Consider the following 15,550-nt stretch of genomic DNA (forward strand, 5'->3'; position numbering starts at 1 on the left):
AGATTCCATGCAAGACGTCGTGATTGTTGCTGCCACCCGCACCGCCGTGGGCAGCTTCCAGGGTTCGTTGGCGAACATTCCGGCGCCGCAATTGGGCGCCGCCGTAATCCGTCGCCTGCTGGAGCAAACCGGCCTGGACCCGGCACAGGTGGATGAAGTCATCCTCGGCCAGGTACTCACCGCTGGCAGCGGCCAGAACCCTGCACGCCAGGCATCGATTCTCGCCGGCCTGCCCCACGCCGTGCCGGCCTTGACCCTCAACAAAGTTTGCGGCTCGGGCCTCAAGGCCCTGCACCTGGGCGCCCAAGCGATCCGTTGCGGCGACGCTGAGGTGATCATCGCTGGCGGCATGGAGAACATGAGCCTGGCGCCGTACGTATTGCCCGCCGCGCGCACCGGTTTGCGCATGGGCCACGCCAAAATGATCGACAGTATGATCACCGACGGCCTGTGGGACGCGTTCAACGACTACCACATGGGCATCACCGCCGAGAACCTGGTGGACAAGTACGGCATCAGCCGTGAAGCCCAGGACACTTTCGCCGCCGCCTCCCAGCAGAAAGCCACTGCGGCGATTGAAGCCGGCCGGTTTGTTGATGAAATTACCCCGATCCTGATCCCTCAGCGCAAGGGCGACCCGGTGGCCTTCGCCGTGGATGAACAACCGCGCGCCGGCACCACCGCCGAGTCCCTGGCCAAGCTCAAACCTGCATTCAAGAAAGACGGCAGCGTCACCGCCGGCAACGCTTCCAGCCTCAACGACGGCGCCGCCGCAGTGTTGCTGATGAGCGCCGACAAGGCCAAGGCCCTCGGCCTGCGTGTTCTGGCGCGTATCGCCAGTTACGCCAATGCCGGCGTCGACCCAGCGATCATGGGCATTGGCCCGGTGTCGGCCACCCGCCGCTGCCTGGACAAAGCCGGCTGGAACCTGGGCGACCTGGACCTGATCGAAGCCAACGAAGCCTTTGCAGCGCAATCGCTGGCGGTGGGCAAAGAACTGGAATGGGACGCCGACAAAGTCAACGTCAACGGCGGTGCCATCGCCATCGGCCACCCTATCGGCGCGTCAGGTTGCCGCGTGTTGGTGACCCTGCTGCATGAAATGATCAAGCGCGATGCCAAGAAAGGCCTGGCGACACTGTGCATCGGTGGCGGCCAGGGTGTAGCCCTCGCCCTCGAACGCAGCTGATTCAAAGAGCAACATGAGAAAAGGCCCGATTCCACGAAAAATCGGGCCTTTTCTTTTTACGCGGTACCCCTGAAAAACCACAGTCCAACTGTGAGAGCTGGCTTGCTGCTCCCACAATGACCGGCATTATCAGTCCGTACGAGGCACCGCAAACACCGCATTCGCCCGCGCCACCACCTTCTCCCCCACCTGCAAGCTCACCGTGGCAAAGGCCATCTGCCGCCCTCGCTTGTGATGCTCCAACCGCACCACGATCCATTCCCCGACCTGCACCGCCCCCAAGTAATCCAAGGTCATGCTCGCGGTAACCAACGGCAACGGCGGCTCACTGGAAAACGCCATCGCATAACCCATGCCGACATCCGCCAGGGTCGCCAACACCCCGCCATGCACCGTGCCGCGCCCATTCGCGTGACGGTTGTCGGCGCGCAGGCCGATTTCCAGTTGCAGGCCTTCGCCCCGGCAATACGCCGGGCCTAACACGTCGAGCAGCGGGCTACTGCGCGGCAGCGAAACAAACCCTTCGGGCACGGCGTAGGCGATCATGGCGAATTCATCCTTGGAGTAAGGCTTGAGGTGTACGCCCTGCCCCCTAAGGCAGCCATCATCATCAGCCACGCAAATCCTGCGCGATGCTTTGCGTAAATCCGCCAGACCCGCTTTAATCGCGGTCAATTTCCCCCGCACACTCCAAGGAACTGCAATGCGCCACCTGGACGGCACAACAAAACCGCTGCTTTTGATCTTGCTGGCCGGCTTGGCCCTGGCCGGTTGTTCGCCCAAGGATCACCCTCGCGCCACCGTGATCAACGGCGAACAGGGCCGAGCCGGCGCGCAATTGGCGTATGAGCACGAGTTGACCCTGGCCCTGCCCGGCGCCCTGCTCGCACCGCGCATGCAGGCAACTCGCGAGGCCTGTGAGTCGGCACGTTTTGGCGTCTGCAATATCCTGGGCATCACCGAGGATGGCAACGGCGGCGAGATCATCTTGCGCATTGCGCCCACCGGCGTGGAGCCGATGGTCGCACTGGCCGCCGAAGGTGGAAAACTCGGCCAGCGCATCACCACCGCCGAAGACCTGGCCGACGCAGTCGCCGATGTGCGCCGTCGCCAGGACCGCCTGCAAGCCCAGCAGCAACGCCTCGACGAACTGACCAAACGCAAGGACATCACCGTCAGCGACCTGATCGCCTTGAGCAAGGAACAGGCCGGCATCGAAAACGAACTGCAGGAACTCGCCCAGGTCGCCGCCGGCCAGCAACGCCGCCTTGATACCAACCGCGTGACCCTGAATTTCCGCTCATCCGATGGCGCGAACCAGCCGTCACGCTTCAGCCGGATGTTCAGCAACCTGGGCGACAACCTAGTGGGCGGCACAGCAGACGCCTTGGAGCGCGCCAGTTATGTGCTGCCGTTCGTGATCCTGGCGTTCCCGGTGGTGTGGCTGTGGGTGTGGCTGTGGCGCCGCTTTGTTGTGGTGGGCAGGCGTACTGCTGCAAACGAGCTTCCTGTGGCGAGCGGGCTTGTCGAATCGTCACGATGATCAGCGCTTCATGCAGCGCTGATACCGCTCATCCACTCGCTTGGCAAACCAGGCTGTCGTCAGGTTGCGAGTGATCTTCGGGCTCTTGAGCACGATGCCCGGCAAGATCGCCCTTGGCATTGGCTTGCCCGCAGCTTTATCAGCCAGTGCATACACGCGTTTGTAGAGGGTGGTTTCCTCAAAGTCCAATTGCTCACCCTTCTCCAACTGGCTGCGGATACTGGGGTTGCGCATGTCCAACTTGGCGCCCAGGGAGCGCACCGCCAGCTCGGTGGTGCCCGGCAATAATGAACCGTAACGAATCAAGTCCCCATCTAGCGCCAGCTCGGTACCGGTGACACGGCTGAGCGCTGCCTGGAACGCGGCATTACGGCTGGCGTACCAACCGGCGTTGAAGTCAGCAAAGCGGTACAACGGCTGGTCATAATTGACCGGGTAGCCCAGCAAGTGGGCGATACCGAAATACATGCCGCCGCGACGCGTGAAGACTTCCCGGCGAATCGTGCCATCCACCGTGTAGGGATAACCCCGCGCCTGTTTCTGTGCAAAGTCGATGCTGACTTGCATGGGGCCTGCGGTATGCACCGGGTTGAAACCGCCGAACAAGGTATTGCCCAAGGGCACCACGCTGATGAAATCGTCAAAGATCCCACTCAGGTCCTTCTCCGTGCGCGCAGCACTCAAGCGATCGGCGTAGGACTTGCCCGTGGGCGAGCGCAATTGCAGCGCGCTACGTACCACAAAGGCCGGCACATGGACCTTGCCGGCGCGCCGCAAGATTTCATCCTGGGCGATCTTGCCCATGTTTGGCACCGCAGGGTCAACTTGGTACGTGGACTCTTGCTCGGTCACCGCCAGCACGGCGCAGATATTTTCGGTGCTGGGGTAGATCTTCTGGGTGTCAAAGGCGGTGTAGATATCCTGGGCCCAGCCTTTACGGTCCGGTACCGATGCCGGCAGCAGCCGCACAATCTGCGCGGTCACCTCGGCCTCGCTGCGTTCCGGCTGTTGCGGGCTGCGTGAAGTGGAGCAACCGGCCAGCACCAGCAACGTGGTGAGGCACAGGATCAGGCGGCTTGAATACATGGGGTTTCCTTGGCTAACGACGGGCCGGCATTGCGCATATCGACAGGTAAGTCTAACCGGGGTTCGCCGACATGCTGCACTCGCCAGCCGCAAACTAACGTGACAGGATCTGTCATCGACCATTCCTACAGGAGTTTGAATGCCATGCTCAGTGTGAACTTCTTCGTTACCTGCCTGATCGTCGTGCTGATCCCCGGCACCGGTGTGATCTTTACCGTGTCCACCGGCCTCACCGCCGGCAAGCGCGCCAGCGTGTTCGCAGCGTTGGGCTGTACCGCGGGCATCCTCCCCCACTTGCTGGCGTCCGTGCTCGGCCTTTCCGCGCTGCTGCACACCAGCGCGCTGGCGTTTGAAGTACTCAAATATGCGGGCGTCGCCTACCTGCTCTACCTGGCCTACGCCACCTGGCGTGATCGCTCGGCCTTCGCCATGAATGACGCACCGACGGTAGCCACAGCGCGCAGCCTGATGCTCCGGGGTTTGCTGCTGAACATCCTCAACCCCAAACTGACGATTTTCTTCCTGGCCTTTCTGCCCCAATTCGTCACCCCCGGCAGCACCGCGCCCGCCGTGCAAATGCTGGTACTGAGCGGCGTATTCATGGCGATGACGTTTGCGGTTTTCGTGATCTATGGCCTGCTGGCCAATGGCTTCCGCCGTGCCGTGATCGAATCGCCTCGAGTGCAGAACTGGCTGCGCCGCAGTTTTGCGGCAGCCTTTGCAGGACTGGGGTTGAATTTGGCGTTTGCGCAGCGCTGACAAGGACTACTGAAACATCCCACATAACTACCGGATAAGCTCTACAGATACCGCCTGAAAACCTCTGCAAAGTCCTTCGCCTGATCACACAGTGCGAGGGATTGCAGATGGTTTTTTCCGTTAAAGCCCTAGTTTTTGGGGCTGTCTTTTGATCGCCGCCACCAGCCAAGCTATTGGCCTTCTGGTGCTGGCCGCCATGGATTCAAAGACGCGCGACGTCGAATCCGTTCTCAGCGATTTCAGACGCTGCCTCAATACCTACGACGCCTGGGCGGAGAGCTTTTTCAGCTTTTCGGCATTGGATGTCGAGCAGGTATTCAAAGTCGGGAATGAGGTGGCGCTCGTCGCGCCGATCGATCGCTCTATCCTGCCCAGCACCACCGTTGCAGCGTGCAAGCAAGACGGCACCTTGACCTTGGTGCATATGTTCCAGAGTGCTCGATTCGTGCCCATTGGCAACACGCCCGTGGTGTTACAACGTGTCGACCCCAACGGTGGCCCGCTGGGCGAACCCATCCATAAAACCATCGGGCCCAGCGGCATTCTGGAAATCACCGAGTGTGATCGTAACCAGAAGTACCGAGTCAGTTTTTACCCCAACGTTTCCAAAGAACACTTCAAGGCGCTGCATGCCTCCTATCAGTCGGTCATTGCACCGCTGGAAGATTGGCTGCGCAGTGAGTGGAACGGCACCTTTGCGCCGCTGTGGAAGAACTACGCCGAGGCAAATTTCCTCAAACGCTATCTCTCGCTGCACCAGGCGTATGCCAAAGGCTTTGGCGATGCACTGTACTCGCTTTGGGACACGCTCAAACAGCTGGTTGAGTGGCTGGCTCACCCACTGGCGAACGCCGAAAAGCTGCTGCACTACCTGTCCCAGGCCGAGCTCGAAAAACTGCTGAAGGTCAGCGCCGAAACCCTCGCCAAAGGCCTGCTGGTGCTGAGCGATGAGCCGCTGCTGTTCATCTACTTGGCGGCCATGGTCAGTTGGATGCGGATGATGCCGCCGCCGTACATGAATGAGTTGCTGGGGTCGATCAGCGTCGAAGTACTGATCAACGTGCTGCTGGGCCTTGCGACTGCCGGCATGGGTATTGTGATACGCCTGAGCACCAAGGTGCTGGGCGGCATCAAGTCTCGCCGAGCGCGCGAGTGGCTGGAACACATGGCCAGCCAGTTCAGCAAATCTCGCCTGGATGCCCATGTTGAGGCGGCTAAGCCGATATTGCTCGCAGGGCCGGCGACGTCGATCAACACGGTGGCGGGTGCGCCGTTGAAGGCTGGGGAGAACCTGGTTACGAACGCGGTGCCAGCGGTTCGCAGCAAGACGCAGAAGACGGCGTTGGTGCGCCAGGAACATGTCGATGATGTGCCTGTCGCTGCGAAGAATCCGCAGGGAGATGCGGCGGCGCCTGCGGATAAAACGGCCACCCATGGTTGCCCGGTGTCGATGGTGACTGGGGAGGAGTTGCTGACCCTTACCGATGGCGCGTTGGATGGGATTTTGCCATTTGAGTGGACCCGGTTGTACCGCACCAGTGCGGTGGAAGTGGATTGTGGGTTGGGGTTTGGTTGGAGTCACTCGCTGGCGCAGCGGTTGGTGGTTGCGGGGGATTCGGTGGTTTGGACGGATCATGAGAACCGCAGTACTGAGTTTCCGTTGCCTACTGTGGCTAGGCCCGCGATTACCAACAGCTTGGCGGAAGCGGCGATTTACTTGGGGTCGCTGCCTGATGAATTGGTGCTGGCTCAGGCGTCACGGTTTTATCACTTTCGCGACGGTGTGCTGACCGCGATCAGCGATGCGTATGACAACCGGCTGCGGATTTCTCGTGATCGCTTGGGGCGGGTTGAGCGGCTGGATAACGGTGCGGGTCGGTCGCTATTTCTACGCTACGAACTCGGTCGCATTGTTGCCGTTGACTATCAGGTTCATCGTGCCAAAGGGCGTGAGCCGTATGTTTGGGTGACCGAGCAGAACGTCGTTTCCTACGGTTATGACGAGGCTGGACGACTGGTTTCAGCGACCAATGCCGTAGGTGAAAGCGAGGTTTATCGGTACGACGATCAGCACGTCATTCTTGAGCGGCAGTTGGCCGGTGGGGCGAGTTTCTTTTGGGAGTGGGAACGGACTGGTAAGGCGGCGCGCTGTGTTCGGCATTGGGCCAGTTTTTCGCAGATGGACACGCGGTATCTGTGGGAAAACGGCGGCAGGGTTACGGTTCACAACGCCGATGGTAGCCAGAAAGTTTATGTCCATGACCAGCGGGCGCGGCTGGTGCAGCGCATTGATCCGGACGGCGCTGAGCATTTCAAATCCTATGACGCCAAGGGCCGGCTGACGGTTGAGCAAGACCCGCTGGGGGCGGTGACGGCGTATCAGTACGACGAAGCCGGGCGTTTGGTGGCGCTGTTTCCTGGGGAGGATGAGCCGACTTCCTACGAGCATGACAACGGGTTCGTACGGGTCGTACGGCGTGGTGAAGCGGTTTGGAAATATGAGCGTAATGACCAGGGCGACGTCACGCGTAAGACGGATCCTGATGGCCACGTTACGGACTACACCTACAACAAACATGGGCAACTGATTGGGGTTTGGTACCCAGATAACGGGTGTCACCGGCTGGTCTGGAATGAGCGTGGCCAGCTCATCGAAGAGCAACTACCGAATGGTGGGGTTAAGCGTTATCGCTATGACGATGTTGGACGACAGGTTGCGCGCGAGGATGAGCATGGCGCGCTGACCCAGTATCAATGGGATGCCGCCGCGCGCTTGCAGAAACTGACCCAGCCCGATGGTGCAACGCGGGAATACAGCTACAACCCCTACGGAAAAATCACCACCGAACGCGATGAACTGGGCCACGTCACCCGCTACGAATATGCCGACGGCCTGCACCTGATCAGCCGGCGCATTAATTCTGACGGCACCCAAGTCAAATACCGCTACGACAACGCCCGGTTACTGCTGACCGAGATCGAAAACGAAGTCGGCGAAACCTACCAACTTGATTACCACCCCAACGGGCTGATCCAGCAGGAAATTGGCTTTGACGGTCACCGCACGGCCTACGTCTACGACCTCAACGGCAACCTGCTGGAAAAGACCGAACACGGCGACGATGGCAGTCAGCTAGTCACCCGTTACGAGCGAGACCCTGCCGGCCGCCTCGTACGAAAAACCCTGCCCGACGGTGGAGTTGTTGATTACGCCTACGACCGCCAAGGCAACCTCCTCAGCGTCGACGACGGCCATTGGGCGTTAGCCTACGAATACGACCCGCAAAACCGCCTCACCGCCGAACACCAAGGCTGGGGCACCTTGCGCTACGGCTACGACGCCTGCAGCCAGCTGAAAAACCTGCGCCTACCGGACAACAACCGCCTCACCTTCAACCACGACAAAGGCGGCCACCTCGCCACCGTCGAGCTGAATGGCAAAACCCTCACCTCACACCTGTTCAAAACCGGCCGCGAGCATCAACGCCAACAAGGCCAGCTCCTCAGCCACTACCACTACGACGAGCAAAACCGCCTGCACGCCCACGCGGTGACTCAAGAAAACCATGACCTCTACCGTCGCCACTACGACTACGACAAAACCGGCAACCTGACCCGCCTGCTAGACACTCGCAAAGGTGAACACCACTACCACTACGACCCCCTCGCCCGCCTGACTAGGGCCGACCACTCGCAAGACGTGCAGGAACGCTTCGGCCATGACCCGGCGGGCAACCTGCTGATGCAAGACCGACCCGGCCCGGACATCGTGGCGGGGAATCGGTTGATGATTCAGGGCGATCATCATTACGACTATGACGCCTTCGGCAACCTCATCCGCCAAAGGCGCGGCAAGGGCCATCAACTCGTTACCGAGTACCGCTACGACTGCCAACACCGGCTGATATCGATCACAAAACCCAATGGGCAGACGGCCAGCTATCGTTATGACCCGTTTGGCCGACGGATCAGCAAAACCGTCGATGGAATAACCACAGAGTTTTTCTGGCAAGGCGACAAGCTGATTGCGGAACATCACGCAGATCGCCATCGCAGTTACATCTACGAACCGGACAGTTTCCGTCCGCTTGCACTGCTGGAAGGCTTCGGCCCGAAAGACACCCAGCCCTTCCACTACCAACTCGACCACCTCGGCACGCCACAGGAACTCACGGCCCCCGACGGCGAAATCGTCTGGTCCGCGCATTACCGCGCCTACGGTGAAATTGCTCGCCTAGATGTCAATAAAATCGACAACCCGCTACGCTTCCAAGGCCAATACTTCGACCCTGAAAGCGGGCTGCACTACAACCGCCATCGCTACTACAATCCAGACATTGGTCGCTACCTCACGCCCGACCCGGTGAAGCTGGCGGGTGGGATCAACGCGTACCAGTACGCGCCCAATCCTACGGGATGGGTGGATCCGCTGGGATTAAGTTGCAAGGTTGGAGGGTGCCCTGGCTCAAACGTCGACCCCCTTCAATCAAGCAAGGCCCCTGTACTAGACTCGCATGAAAAGTCAGGGGGGCACCTAATTAGGAAGCACATAGATCAAACGGACGCTCAGCTAACCGCAAGGCTTGAGTCAGAGCCAAATATTCCAGCGGCATCTACATTCAGAACTTTAGAGGAGGCAGAAGCACTCGTATCCAAAAGCTTAGCGACACACAACCAAGACATATTGGAATTCCTAAAAGGAAAAAAAGATAAACTTATTATTAGAGAAAACTCAAGTCAGGCGGTAGGAGTTAGCGTCATTAGAGGAACTGACAAATCAGTTCCCGCTTATAAATTTTTGCTAGTTTTAAAGCGAAAGCATAACATGCCGAAAGGCTACCTATTACTGACAGGATACCCATTAGAAAAATGAACAAACCACTGACAGAACTCCAGCAGTTTTTTGGCGCCTATTTCAATCAGGACTGGACTGAGGAATACTCATCAGCCGATGAGGTCATTGATTCCTTTTTACAAGACTCGTCTAAAGACGTAATAATTTCCGTAAAAAAAGAAATCCTTGAGCTGATAAACTCCTACACAAATGAGTCAGACCTCCAAGAAAACCTCCTCTACGAACAGTATTGCTATTACTATTACCCTCATCAATGGCCATCAGGACTGTTGTGGCTCAGCCATATAATGAAAAAGTTCGACAAATACCTGAACACAATGAAATTTTAATTTTAAGTTTCGATGCATCCGTAGAGGCGGACACTCGCGAGACGAGCAAAATACAGCCAAAAAACAAGATACAAACAAAAAAATCAAACAACAAACCCAGAACCACTCATACCAAATCATAAATATGAAAAGACAGCCGAGCATGGAAATAATCCGTGGATTACTGTTCACTTACGACATTGAAAACACAGATAACTTAGAAAGAGAAAAACTTATCTCGTCAAAAGACCCAAATAACGAAAAAGAGCTTATAGAGATATTTGACGCACTGACAAAACCAGAATTTCTAGCTTATACAGCCCTTGAACAAAAATGGTTTATCTCCTCTATCAAGCACTACCTATCAAAGAATGATAACTTCGACGCCATCTTCAAAGCGATGGCAACCTATTTTAGCTCCCCCATAACGCACCAACAAAGCTTTATGCAAACCCTTCTAAGCCGACTAAAAAAATACAACAAGCAAAAGAATAAAACCCAACTCACTATTTATTAAAAAACCCAAAAATATTTAATAACGCACTTTTCAATTATGGATCACCGATGAAACCCCGCAAAGTCACTATCATCAAAAACGGCATACGTGAAAGCGCAATCCTCGAATACGAAGAAGGCAAACCTACCCTTTATCTACTTCTAGGTAATGAGCCCCAAAAATCCTACACCGCCTTGGACCTGTACGGCTGCTTCGGCTTAATGAGGGCAGACTTGAAAGATATAAAATTTCTATGCAAAGGATCAAAAATCAACGTCCACACATCAGGAATGTCTTCGCAAATGTCTAATGGCCTAGTCGCCTACGAGCTGACTATGGGAGTTCCGGACGGTGAACTTGTGCATATTTTCTCTTATGAAGAAAGTAATCTCACCAACGACATACAGGAGCAACACGACTTCTGCCAGCGCTGGGCAGAATCGGTGTAGATGTAGCCCCGAGACGAGCAGTTCCGCTCGCCACAGGACTACAACCCGATATCAAATCCCCGCCAACGCCAAATCCATCGCAAAGTACGTGAAAATCAAATCCGCCCCCGCGCGTTTGATCGACCCCAACGTCTCCCGCACCACGCGCGCCTCATCAATCGCGCCCGCCTGGGCACCGAATTTGATCATCGCGTATTCACCACTGACCTGATACGCCGCCACCGGCAAGCGCGAGGCTTCGCGGATGTCGCGGATGATGTCGAGGTAGGCACCGGCTGGTTTGACCATCAGCGCATCCGCGCCTTCCTGCTCATCGAGCAGCGATTCGCGCACGGCTTCGCGGCGGTTCATGGGGTTCATCTGGTAGCTTTTACGGTCGCCTTTGAGCGCGCTGCCGCCGGCTTCGCGGAACGGGCCGTAGAGGGCTGAGGCGAATTTGGTGGAGTAGGCCATGATCGGAATATGCGTGAAGCCGGCATCGTCCAGGGCGCGGCGGATCGCTTGGACTTGGCCGTCCATGGCGGCGGAAGGCGCGATGACGTCAGCACCGGCGCGGGCGGCGGCCACGGCTTGTTTGCCGAGGTTGACCAGGGTCGCGTCATTGTCGACATGGGCGCCGTGCATCACGCCGCAGTGGCCGTGGTCGGTGTATTCGCAGAAGCAGGTGTCAGACATCACGATCATTTCCGGCACGGCGTCCTTGATGATTGAGGACATGCGCGAGACCAGGCCGCGTTCTTTCCAGGTGTCGCTGCCGTTGGCGTCCAGGTGGTGGGACACGCCGAAGGTCATGACTGACTTGATCCCGGCGCGGGCATAACGCTCGATCTCACCGGCCAGTTTCTTTTCAGGAATACGCTGCACACCCGGCATGCTGGTGATGGGGACGAAGTCGTCGATTTCTTCTTCGACGAAGATCGGCAGCACCAGGTCGTTGAGGGTGAATTCGGTTTCCTGGAACAGACCACGCAACTCCGGGGAGCGGCGCAGGCGGCGTGGACGGGCTTGGGGGAACTGGCTGGTCATGGCTGTCCTAGGTTGCGGCAGAAATAGTTGGGGCGAAAGCTTAGGCCCCTTGGCCCCGGCAGCACAAACGCCGAGGGGCCAATAGTGTATTGCGCAGCCCGTAACAATTCATTGATCTAGAGCTGTACGCGCCCTTCGATGCACACCGAAACGGCGCCGCCGATCCAGATTTCATCACCGTGGCGATCGACGCGAATACGCCCGGCGCGCCCAATGGCCGTACCTTGGCTGACTACGTAGCGGCTCGGCGCAAGGCCTTCACCCAGTAACCATTGGGCAATGCCCGCATTCAGGCTGCCGGTGGCCGGGTCTTCCTGGGCGCTGTCGCCCGCGATAAATGCGCGGACTTCGAAGTGCGTGCCCACAGCGTCCCGCGCCGGGTCACAGGGCGCGATGACGCCAATGGCCAACCCATGCAGTTGCGAGTAATCCGGCTGCAGCGCCAGTACTTGTTCGCGATCGGCGAGCATTACTGCCAGCCAGTCCGCGCCATTGTCGACCCATTGGCTACGCACAATGGCGTCGGGTGCCAGGCCGAGCCCCAAGCGCACGCGTTCCAGCAAGGGCGCTTCAACGGCACCGCTACGCAACAACGGCGGAGCTATAAAGGCCAGCTCATCGCCTTCGCGACGGATACGCACCAGGCCGATTTCGCACTCTTGGATAATCTCCTCACCTTTGGGAACGCCCCCCGCTTGCAGCCAGGCATGGCAACTGCCCAGCGTCGGGTGGCCGGCGAATGGCAGCTCTTTGAGCGTGGTGAAAATTCTCACCCGGTAGTCAGCTCGTGGGTCGCGCGGTGTCAGCAAAAACGTGGTTTCGCTGAGGTTGGTCCAGTTGGCGAAATCGGCCATTTGCTGGTCGGTGAGGCTGTCAGCCCCCAACACCACCGCCAGTGGGTTGCCCTTGAGCGAAACGCTGCTGAATACATCCAGTTGCTTAAAATCGAAAGTCGGCATATTTCAACGCTCTTGGGGTCAGGCAGGTATGTTCAGGCCACGGATCACCGCTGGACGTGCGACAAAGCCGTCCAACGCGCGCAGTACGTTCGGGAAATCGGCAATGCCTACCAGGTCGCCGGATTCGTAGAAGCCGATCAGGTTGCGAATCCATGGAAAGGTAGCGATGTCGGCGATGCTGTACTCGTCGCCCATGATCCAGGTGCGGCCCAGCAGGCGTTTTTCCAACACATCCAGCAAGCGCCGGGACTCGGCCACGTAGCGATCACGAGGGCGTTTATCTTCGTAGGCCTTGCCGGCAAATTTGTTGAAGAACCCCACTTGGCCGAACATCGGCCCGATACCGGCCATCTGGAACATCAGCCATTGGAGGGTTTCGTAACGGGTGGCCGGGTCTTCGGAGAGCAATTGGCTGGTTTTCTCCGCCAGGTAGATCAGGATCGCGCCTGACTCGAACAGCGCCAATGGCTGACCGCTCGGACCATTGGGGTCGATAATCGCGGGGATTTTGTTGTTGGGATTCAGCGACAAGAACTCAGGCGAAAACTGGTCCTGAGTCTCGAAACTGACCTTGTGCGCTTCATAAGGCAAGCCCAGTTCTTCAAGCATGATGGATACTTTGACGCCGTTGGGCGTAGCCAACGAATACAACTGCAAACGTTCCGGATGCTGGGCAGGCCATTTGCTATTAATCGGGAAAGCGGCGAGTGCGTTCATCAGAAAATCCCCAGGCGCAAAGCTCACATAATAACCACCTACCCAGCGTCGTGCATGGGTCATCATTGCGCAACATTGCCACGCTAATCTGGCGCGCAGGCGAACCAAAGTGGCTATATGCACTCTTAACTGCGCCATCACGGTGAAAGGAGACACCCTGTTACAACGACATGGAAAAACCGCAGGGCGCCGCATGCGTCGCTGGGGCCGGGCTTGTCCGCCTTAACCCGATGCACTGAAGACTCGAACCTACAATGAGAATCAAGCCTTTGTGCCTTGCTCGTCGCCTTAAACGTTACTCATACATCATGTTGCCGCTGCTCGTGGTCGGCGGCGCGATCGGTCTGACCCTAGAATCACGAATCAGCAGCGCCGGGCCGGTAGACGGCGTACAAACCCTGGTATTCCTGCGCCACGGCGAAAAACCCGCCGGCGGCCTCGGCCAGTTGAACTGCCAAGGCCTGAACCGCGCCATGAACCTGGCCACCGTGCTGCCGCAAAAATTCGGTAATGCCAACTATGTGTTTGCCCCCAACCCGACGCGCAATGTCGAAGAAGGCGAAAAGGACAATTCGTACAGCTACATTCGCCCGTTGATGACCATCAGCCCTAGCGCCATCAAGCTCGGCCTGCCGGTTAACATCAAATTCTCGGCCAACGACACCAGCGACCTCGCTGACGAGCTGGTGGAAGACAAGTACCACAACTCGATCATCTACACCGCCTGGTCTCACGGCTACCTGCCGGAGCTGATCAACAAGGTGGCCAGTGAAGCCTCGGGTGAAAAACACACCATCACCGACGATTGGTCAGGCAGTGACTTCGACACCTTGTATGTACTGACCTTGACCTGGCATAACGGCAAGGCCTCGCTGCTCAGCCGCAACTACAAGCAAGGCCTGGATAACGGCCAGCAGACGTGCCCGGATGCAACGCAGACCGCTGCGGATATCTGACACAGGCGTATGATGCCCCGCTATTGAACCCTCTGCGGACCTGCACCATGCCCAACCTCATCTCTACCCAGCCCAACCGGGGCTGGTCGTTCTGGTGGAAACCAGCGCTGTTCCTGCTGGTGGCCTGCATCGGCCTCTACTACGTGAAGTGGTCGCCCTATTACCTCAAGGCGTTCGTGGCAGCGGATAACCACAGCATCGGCGCCTCGATTCTCAATGATCAGCAAACCGCCCCCCTGACGGCCGCGCTGGCCTATGCCCAAGTGTATTTCCTAGCCATCTGGAAGGCCGCCGTGCTGGCGGTGATTCTGGGTTCGCTGCTGCAAGTGTTGATCCCCCGCGACTGGCTGCTGCGCCTGTTTGGCCGCGCCGGCCTGGGTTCGACCCTGCGCGGCGGGCTGTTCGCCTTGCCGGGCATGATGTGCAGTTGCTGCGCAGCACCGGTGGCGGCGGGCATGCGCCGTCAGCACGTATCGGTAGGCGCCGCACTGGCGTTCTGGATCGCCAACCCGGTCTTGAACCCGGCGACGCTGGTGTTCATGGGCTTTGTGTTGGGCTGGGGCTTTACCGCGTTGCGGTTGGTTGCGGGGATTGTACTGGTGGTCGGCGTGTCCCTGGTGGCACAGCGGATTGCCCGACCCGATCAGGTGCCCGAAGCCGCTTTAGACGCGGTAGCCGACGCTAGCCTGAACGAATCGCAACCGTTCCTGAGCCGTTGGTTGCGTACCCTGTGGCAGTTGTTCTGGAGCACGATCCCGGTCTATATCCTCGCCGTGCTGGTGTTGGGTGCCGCGCGGGTCTGGCTGTTCCCCCATGTCGACGGGGCCATGGCCAACAGCCTGATGTGGTTGGTACCGCTGGCCATCGTCGGCACACTGTTCGTGATTCCTACAGCAGCTGAGATCCCTATCGTACAAACCATGATGACTCTGGGCATGGGCACCGGCCCGGCCGTGGCCTTGCTGATGACCCTGCCCAGCGTGAGCCTGCCGTCACTGTTGATGCTGCGCAAGGATTTCGACGCGCGGGTGCTGGTGACGGTGGCCGGGCTGACCATGCTGGTGGGTGTGGTGTGTGGGTTGATTGGGGCGGTGATTCTTTAGTTTTCAGGTGAGGCTGAGGGCCTTATCGCAGGCAAGCCAGCGCCCACTTTTTGACCGCGTTTCTACAGAATGAACGCGGTCAAAAATGTGAGAGCAGGCTTGCT

The 15,550-nt window shown here is 58.2% G+C and carries 14 protein-coding genes; 9 read left to right on the top strand and 5 right to left on the bottom strand.

The features are described 5' to 3' along the window. The first annotated feature begins 7 nt into the window (after positions 1 to 7). Positions 8 to 1,189 (top strand): acetyl-CoA C-acetyltransferase, encoded by a 1,182-nt coding sequence (locus ACI77I_RS07885; RefSeq protein ID WP_406997273.1) that lies wholly within the window; start codon positions 8 to 10, stop codon positions 1,187 to 1,189. 129 nt (positions 1,190 to 1,318) lie between these two features. On the opposite strand, the gene ACI77I_RS07890 is transcribed toward ACI77I_RS07885, so the two are convergent. Further along, positions 1,319 to 1,735 (bottom strand): PaaI family thioesterase, encoded by a 417-nt coding sequence (locus ACI77I_RS07890; RefSeq protein WP_406997288.1) that lies wholly within the window; start codon positions 1,733 to 1,735, stop codon positions 1,319 to 1,321. 157 nt (positions 1,736 to 1,892) lie between these two features. On the opposite strand from ACI77I_RS07890, the gene ACI77I_RS07895 reads away from it, so the two are divergent. Next, entirely contained in the window at positions 1,893 to 2,732 is an 840-nt protein-coding gene (locus tag ACI77I_RS07895; protein ID WP_406997274.1) for a DUF4349 domain-containing protein, read from the top strand. Here ACI77I_RS07895 and ACI77I_RS07900 read toward each other — a convergent pair whose 3' ends face one another. Then, positions 2,733 to 3,818, bottom strand: a complete 1,086-nt coding sequence (locus ACI77I_RS07900) for a DUF1615 domain-containing protein (RefSeq protein WP_263274854.1) — start codon at positions 3,816 to 3,818, stop codon at positions 2,733 to 2,735. Between the two features lie 144 nt (positions 3,819 to 3,962). Here ACI77I_RS07900 and ACI77I_RS07905 point away from each other — a divergent pair, with 144 nt between their 5' ends. The 5 genes from ACI77I_RS07905 (at position 3,963) to ACI77I_RS07925 (ending at position 10,685) form a co-directional block, all read left to right on the top strand. Further along, the gene (locus tag ACI77I_RS07905; RefSeq protein ID WP_406997275.1) at positions 3,963 to 4,577 is read left to right on the top strand and encodes a LysE family translocator; all 615 of its coding nucleotides are present in this window, start codon (positions 3,963 to 3,965) and stop codon (positions 4,575 to 4,577) included. A 196-nt stretch (positions 4,578 to 4,773) separates the two neighbouring features. After that, entirely contained in the window at positions 4,774 to 9,450 is a 4,677-nt protein-coding gene (locus ACI77I_RS07910) for an RNase A-like domain-containing protein (RefSeq protein ID WP_406997289.1), read from the top strand. After that, positions 9,447 to 9,761: a contact-dependent growth inhibition system immunity protein gene (locus ACI77I_RS07915; protein ID WP_406997276.1), complete on the top strand. Its 315-nt coding sequence runs from the start codon at positions 9,447 to 9,449 to the stop codon at positions 9,759 to 9,761. The genes ACI77I_RS07910 and ACI77I_RS07915 overlap by 4 nt, the downstream gene beginning before the upstream one ends. Positions 9,762 to 9,903: 142 nt before the next feature. Next, on the top strand, positions 9,904 to 10,257 hold the full coding sequence (locus tag ACI77I_RS07920) for a hypothetical protein (RefSeq protein ID WP_406997277.1): 354 nt from the start codon (positions 9,904 to 9,906) through the stop codon (positions 10,255 to 10,257). Positions 10,258 to 10,304: 47 nt separating this feature from the next. Continuing rightward, on the top strand, positions 10,305 to 10,685 hold the full coding sequence (locus tag ACI77I_RS07925; RefSeq protein ID WP_094952562.1) for a hypothetical protein: 381 nt from the start codon (positions 10,305 to 10,307) through the stop codon (positions 10,683 to 10,685). A gap of 51 nt (positions 10,686 to 10,736) precedes the next feature. Here ACI77I_RS07925 and hemB read toward each other — a convergent pair whose 3' ends face one another. The 3 genes from hemB to ACI77I_RS07940 all read right to left on the bottom strand — a co-directional run bounded on the left by hemB (position 10,737) and on the right by ACI77I_RS07940 (position 13,387). Then, positions 10,737 to 11,711 carry a porphobilinogen synthase gene (hemB, locus tag ACI77I_RS07930; RefSeq protein ID WP_094952561.1) on the bottom strand — a complete coding sequence of 325 codons (975 nt, stop codon included), beginning with the start codon at positions 11,709 to 11,711 and terminating at the stop codon, positions 10,737 to 10,739. 116 nt (positions 11,712 to 11,827) lie between these two features. Further along, a complete protein-coding gene (locus ACI77I_RS07935; protein ID WP_242155439.1) occupies positions 11,828 to 12,670 on the bottom strand; it encodes a PhzF family phenazine biosynthesis protein in 843 nt (280 codons plus the stop codon). An 18-nt stretch (positions 12,671 to 12,688) separates the two neighbouring features. Next, positions 12,689 to 13,387 carry a glutathione S-transferase N-terminal domain-containing protein gene (locus tag ACI77I_RS07940; RefSeq protein ID WP_094952559.1) on the bottom strand — a complete coding sequence of 233 codons (699 nt, stop codon included), beginning with the start codon at positions 13,385 to 13,387 and terminating at the stop codon, positions 12,689 to 12,691. 254 nt (positions 13,388 to 13,641) lie between these two features. On the opposite strand from ACI77I_RS07940, the gene ACI77I_RS07945 reads away from it, so the two are divergent. Together ACI77I_RS07945 and ACI77I_RS07950 are read left to right on the top strand one after the other, a co-directional pair. Beyond that, on the top strand, positions 13,642 to 14,343 hold the full coding sequence (locus tag ACI77I_RS07945) for a histidine phosphatase family protein (protein WP_094952558.1): 702 nt from the start codon (positions 13,642 to 13,644) through the stop codon (positions 14,341 to 14,343). 47 nt (positions 14,344 to 14,390) lie between these two features. Further along, complete coding sequence (locus ACI77I_RS07950; protein ID WP_406997278.1) at positions 14,391 to 15,446, top strand: permease; 1,056 nt, start codon at positions 14,391 to 14,393, stop codon at positions 15,444 to 15,446. Positions 15,447 to 15,550: the final 104 nt, after the last annotated feature.

Source organism: Pseudomonas sp. D47 (genome assembly GCF_045447305.1).
Lineage (GTDB): Bacteria > Pseudomonadota > Gammaproteobacteria > Pseudomonadales > Pseudomonadaceae > Aquipseudomonas.

Bases quoted from the DNA above. Each gene is read 5' to 3' on its own strand.
- ACI77I_RS07945 (WP_094952558.1), top strand. From the start codon at position 13,642: ATGAGAATCAAGCCTTTGTGCCTTGCTCGTCGCCTTAAACGTTACTCA.
- ACI77I_RS07890 (WP_406997288.1), bottom strand. From the start codon at position 1,735: ATGATCGCCTACGCCGTGCCCGAAGGGTTTGTTTCGCTGCCGCGCAGT.
- ACI77I_RS07900 (WP_263274854.1), bottom strand. From the start codon at position 3,818: ATGTATTCAAGCCGCCTGATCCTGTGCCTCACCACGTTGCTGGTGCTG.
- ACI77I_RS07925 (WP_094952562.1), top strand. From the start codon at position 10,305: ATGAAACCCCGCAAAGTCACTATCATCAAAAACGGCATACGTGAAAGC.
- ACI77I_RS07915 (WP_406997276.1), top strand. From the start codon at position 9,447: ATGAACAAACCACTGACAGAACTCCAGCAGTTTTTTGGCGCCTATTTC.
- ACI77I_RS07940 (WP_094952559.1), bottom strand. From the start codon at position 13,387: ATGAACGCACTCGCCGCTTTCCCGATTAATAGCAAATGGCCTGCCCAG.
- ACI77I_RS07920 (WP_406997277.1), top strand. From the start codon at position 9,904: ATGGAAATAATCCGTGGATTACTGTTCACTTACGACATTGAAAACACA.
- ACI77I_RS07905 (WP_406997275.1), top strand. From the start codon at position 3,963: ATGCTCAGTGTGAACTTCTTCGTTACCTGCCTGATCGTCGTGCTGATC.
- ACI77I_RS07935 (WP_242155439.1), bottom strand. From the start codon at position 12,670: ATGCCGACTTTCGATTTTAAGCAACTGGATGTATTCAGCAGCGTTTCG.
- ACI77I_RS07950 (WP_406997278.1), top strand. From the start codon at position 14,391: ATGCCCAACCTCATCTCTACCCAGCCCAACCGGGGCTGGTCGTTCTGG.
- ACI77I_RS07895 (WP_406997274.1), top strand. From the start codon at position 1,893: ATGCGCCACCTGGACGGCACAACAAAACCGCTGCTTTTGATCTTGCTG.
- ACI77I_RS07910 (WP_406997289.1), top strand. From the start codon at position 4,774: ATGGATTCAAAGACGCGCGACGTCGAATCCGTTCTCAGCGATTTCAGA.
- hemB (WP_094952561.1), bottom strand. From the start codon at position 11,711: ATGACCAGCCAGTTCCCCCAAGCCCGTCCACGCCGCCTGCGCCGCTCC.
- ACI77I_RS07885 (WP_406997273.1), top strand. From the start codon at position 8: ATGCAAGACGTCGTGATTGTTGCTGCCACCCGCACCGCCGTGGGCAGC.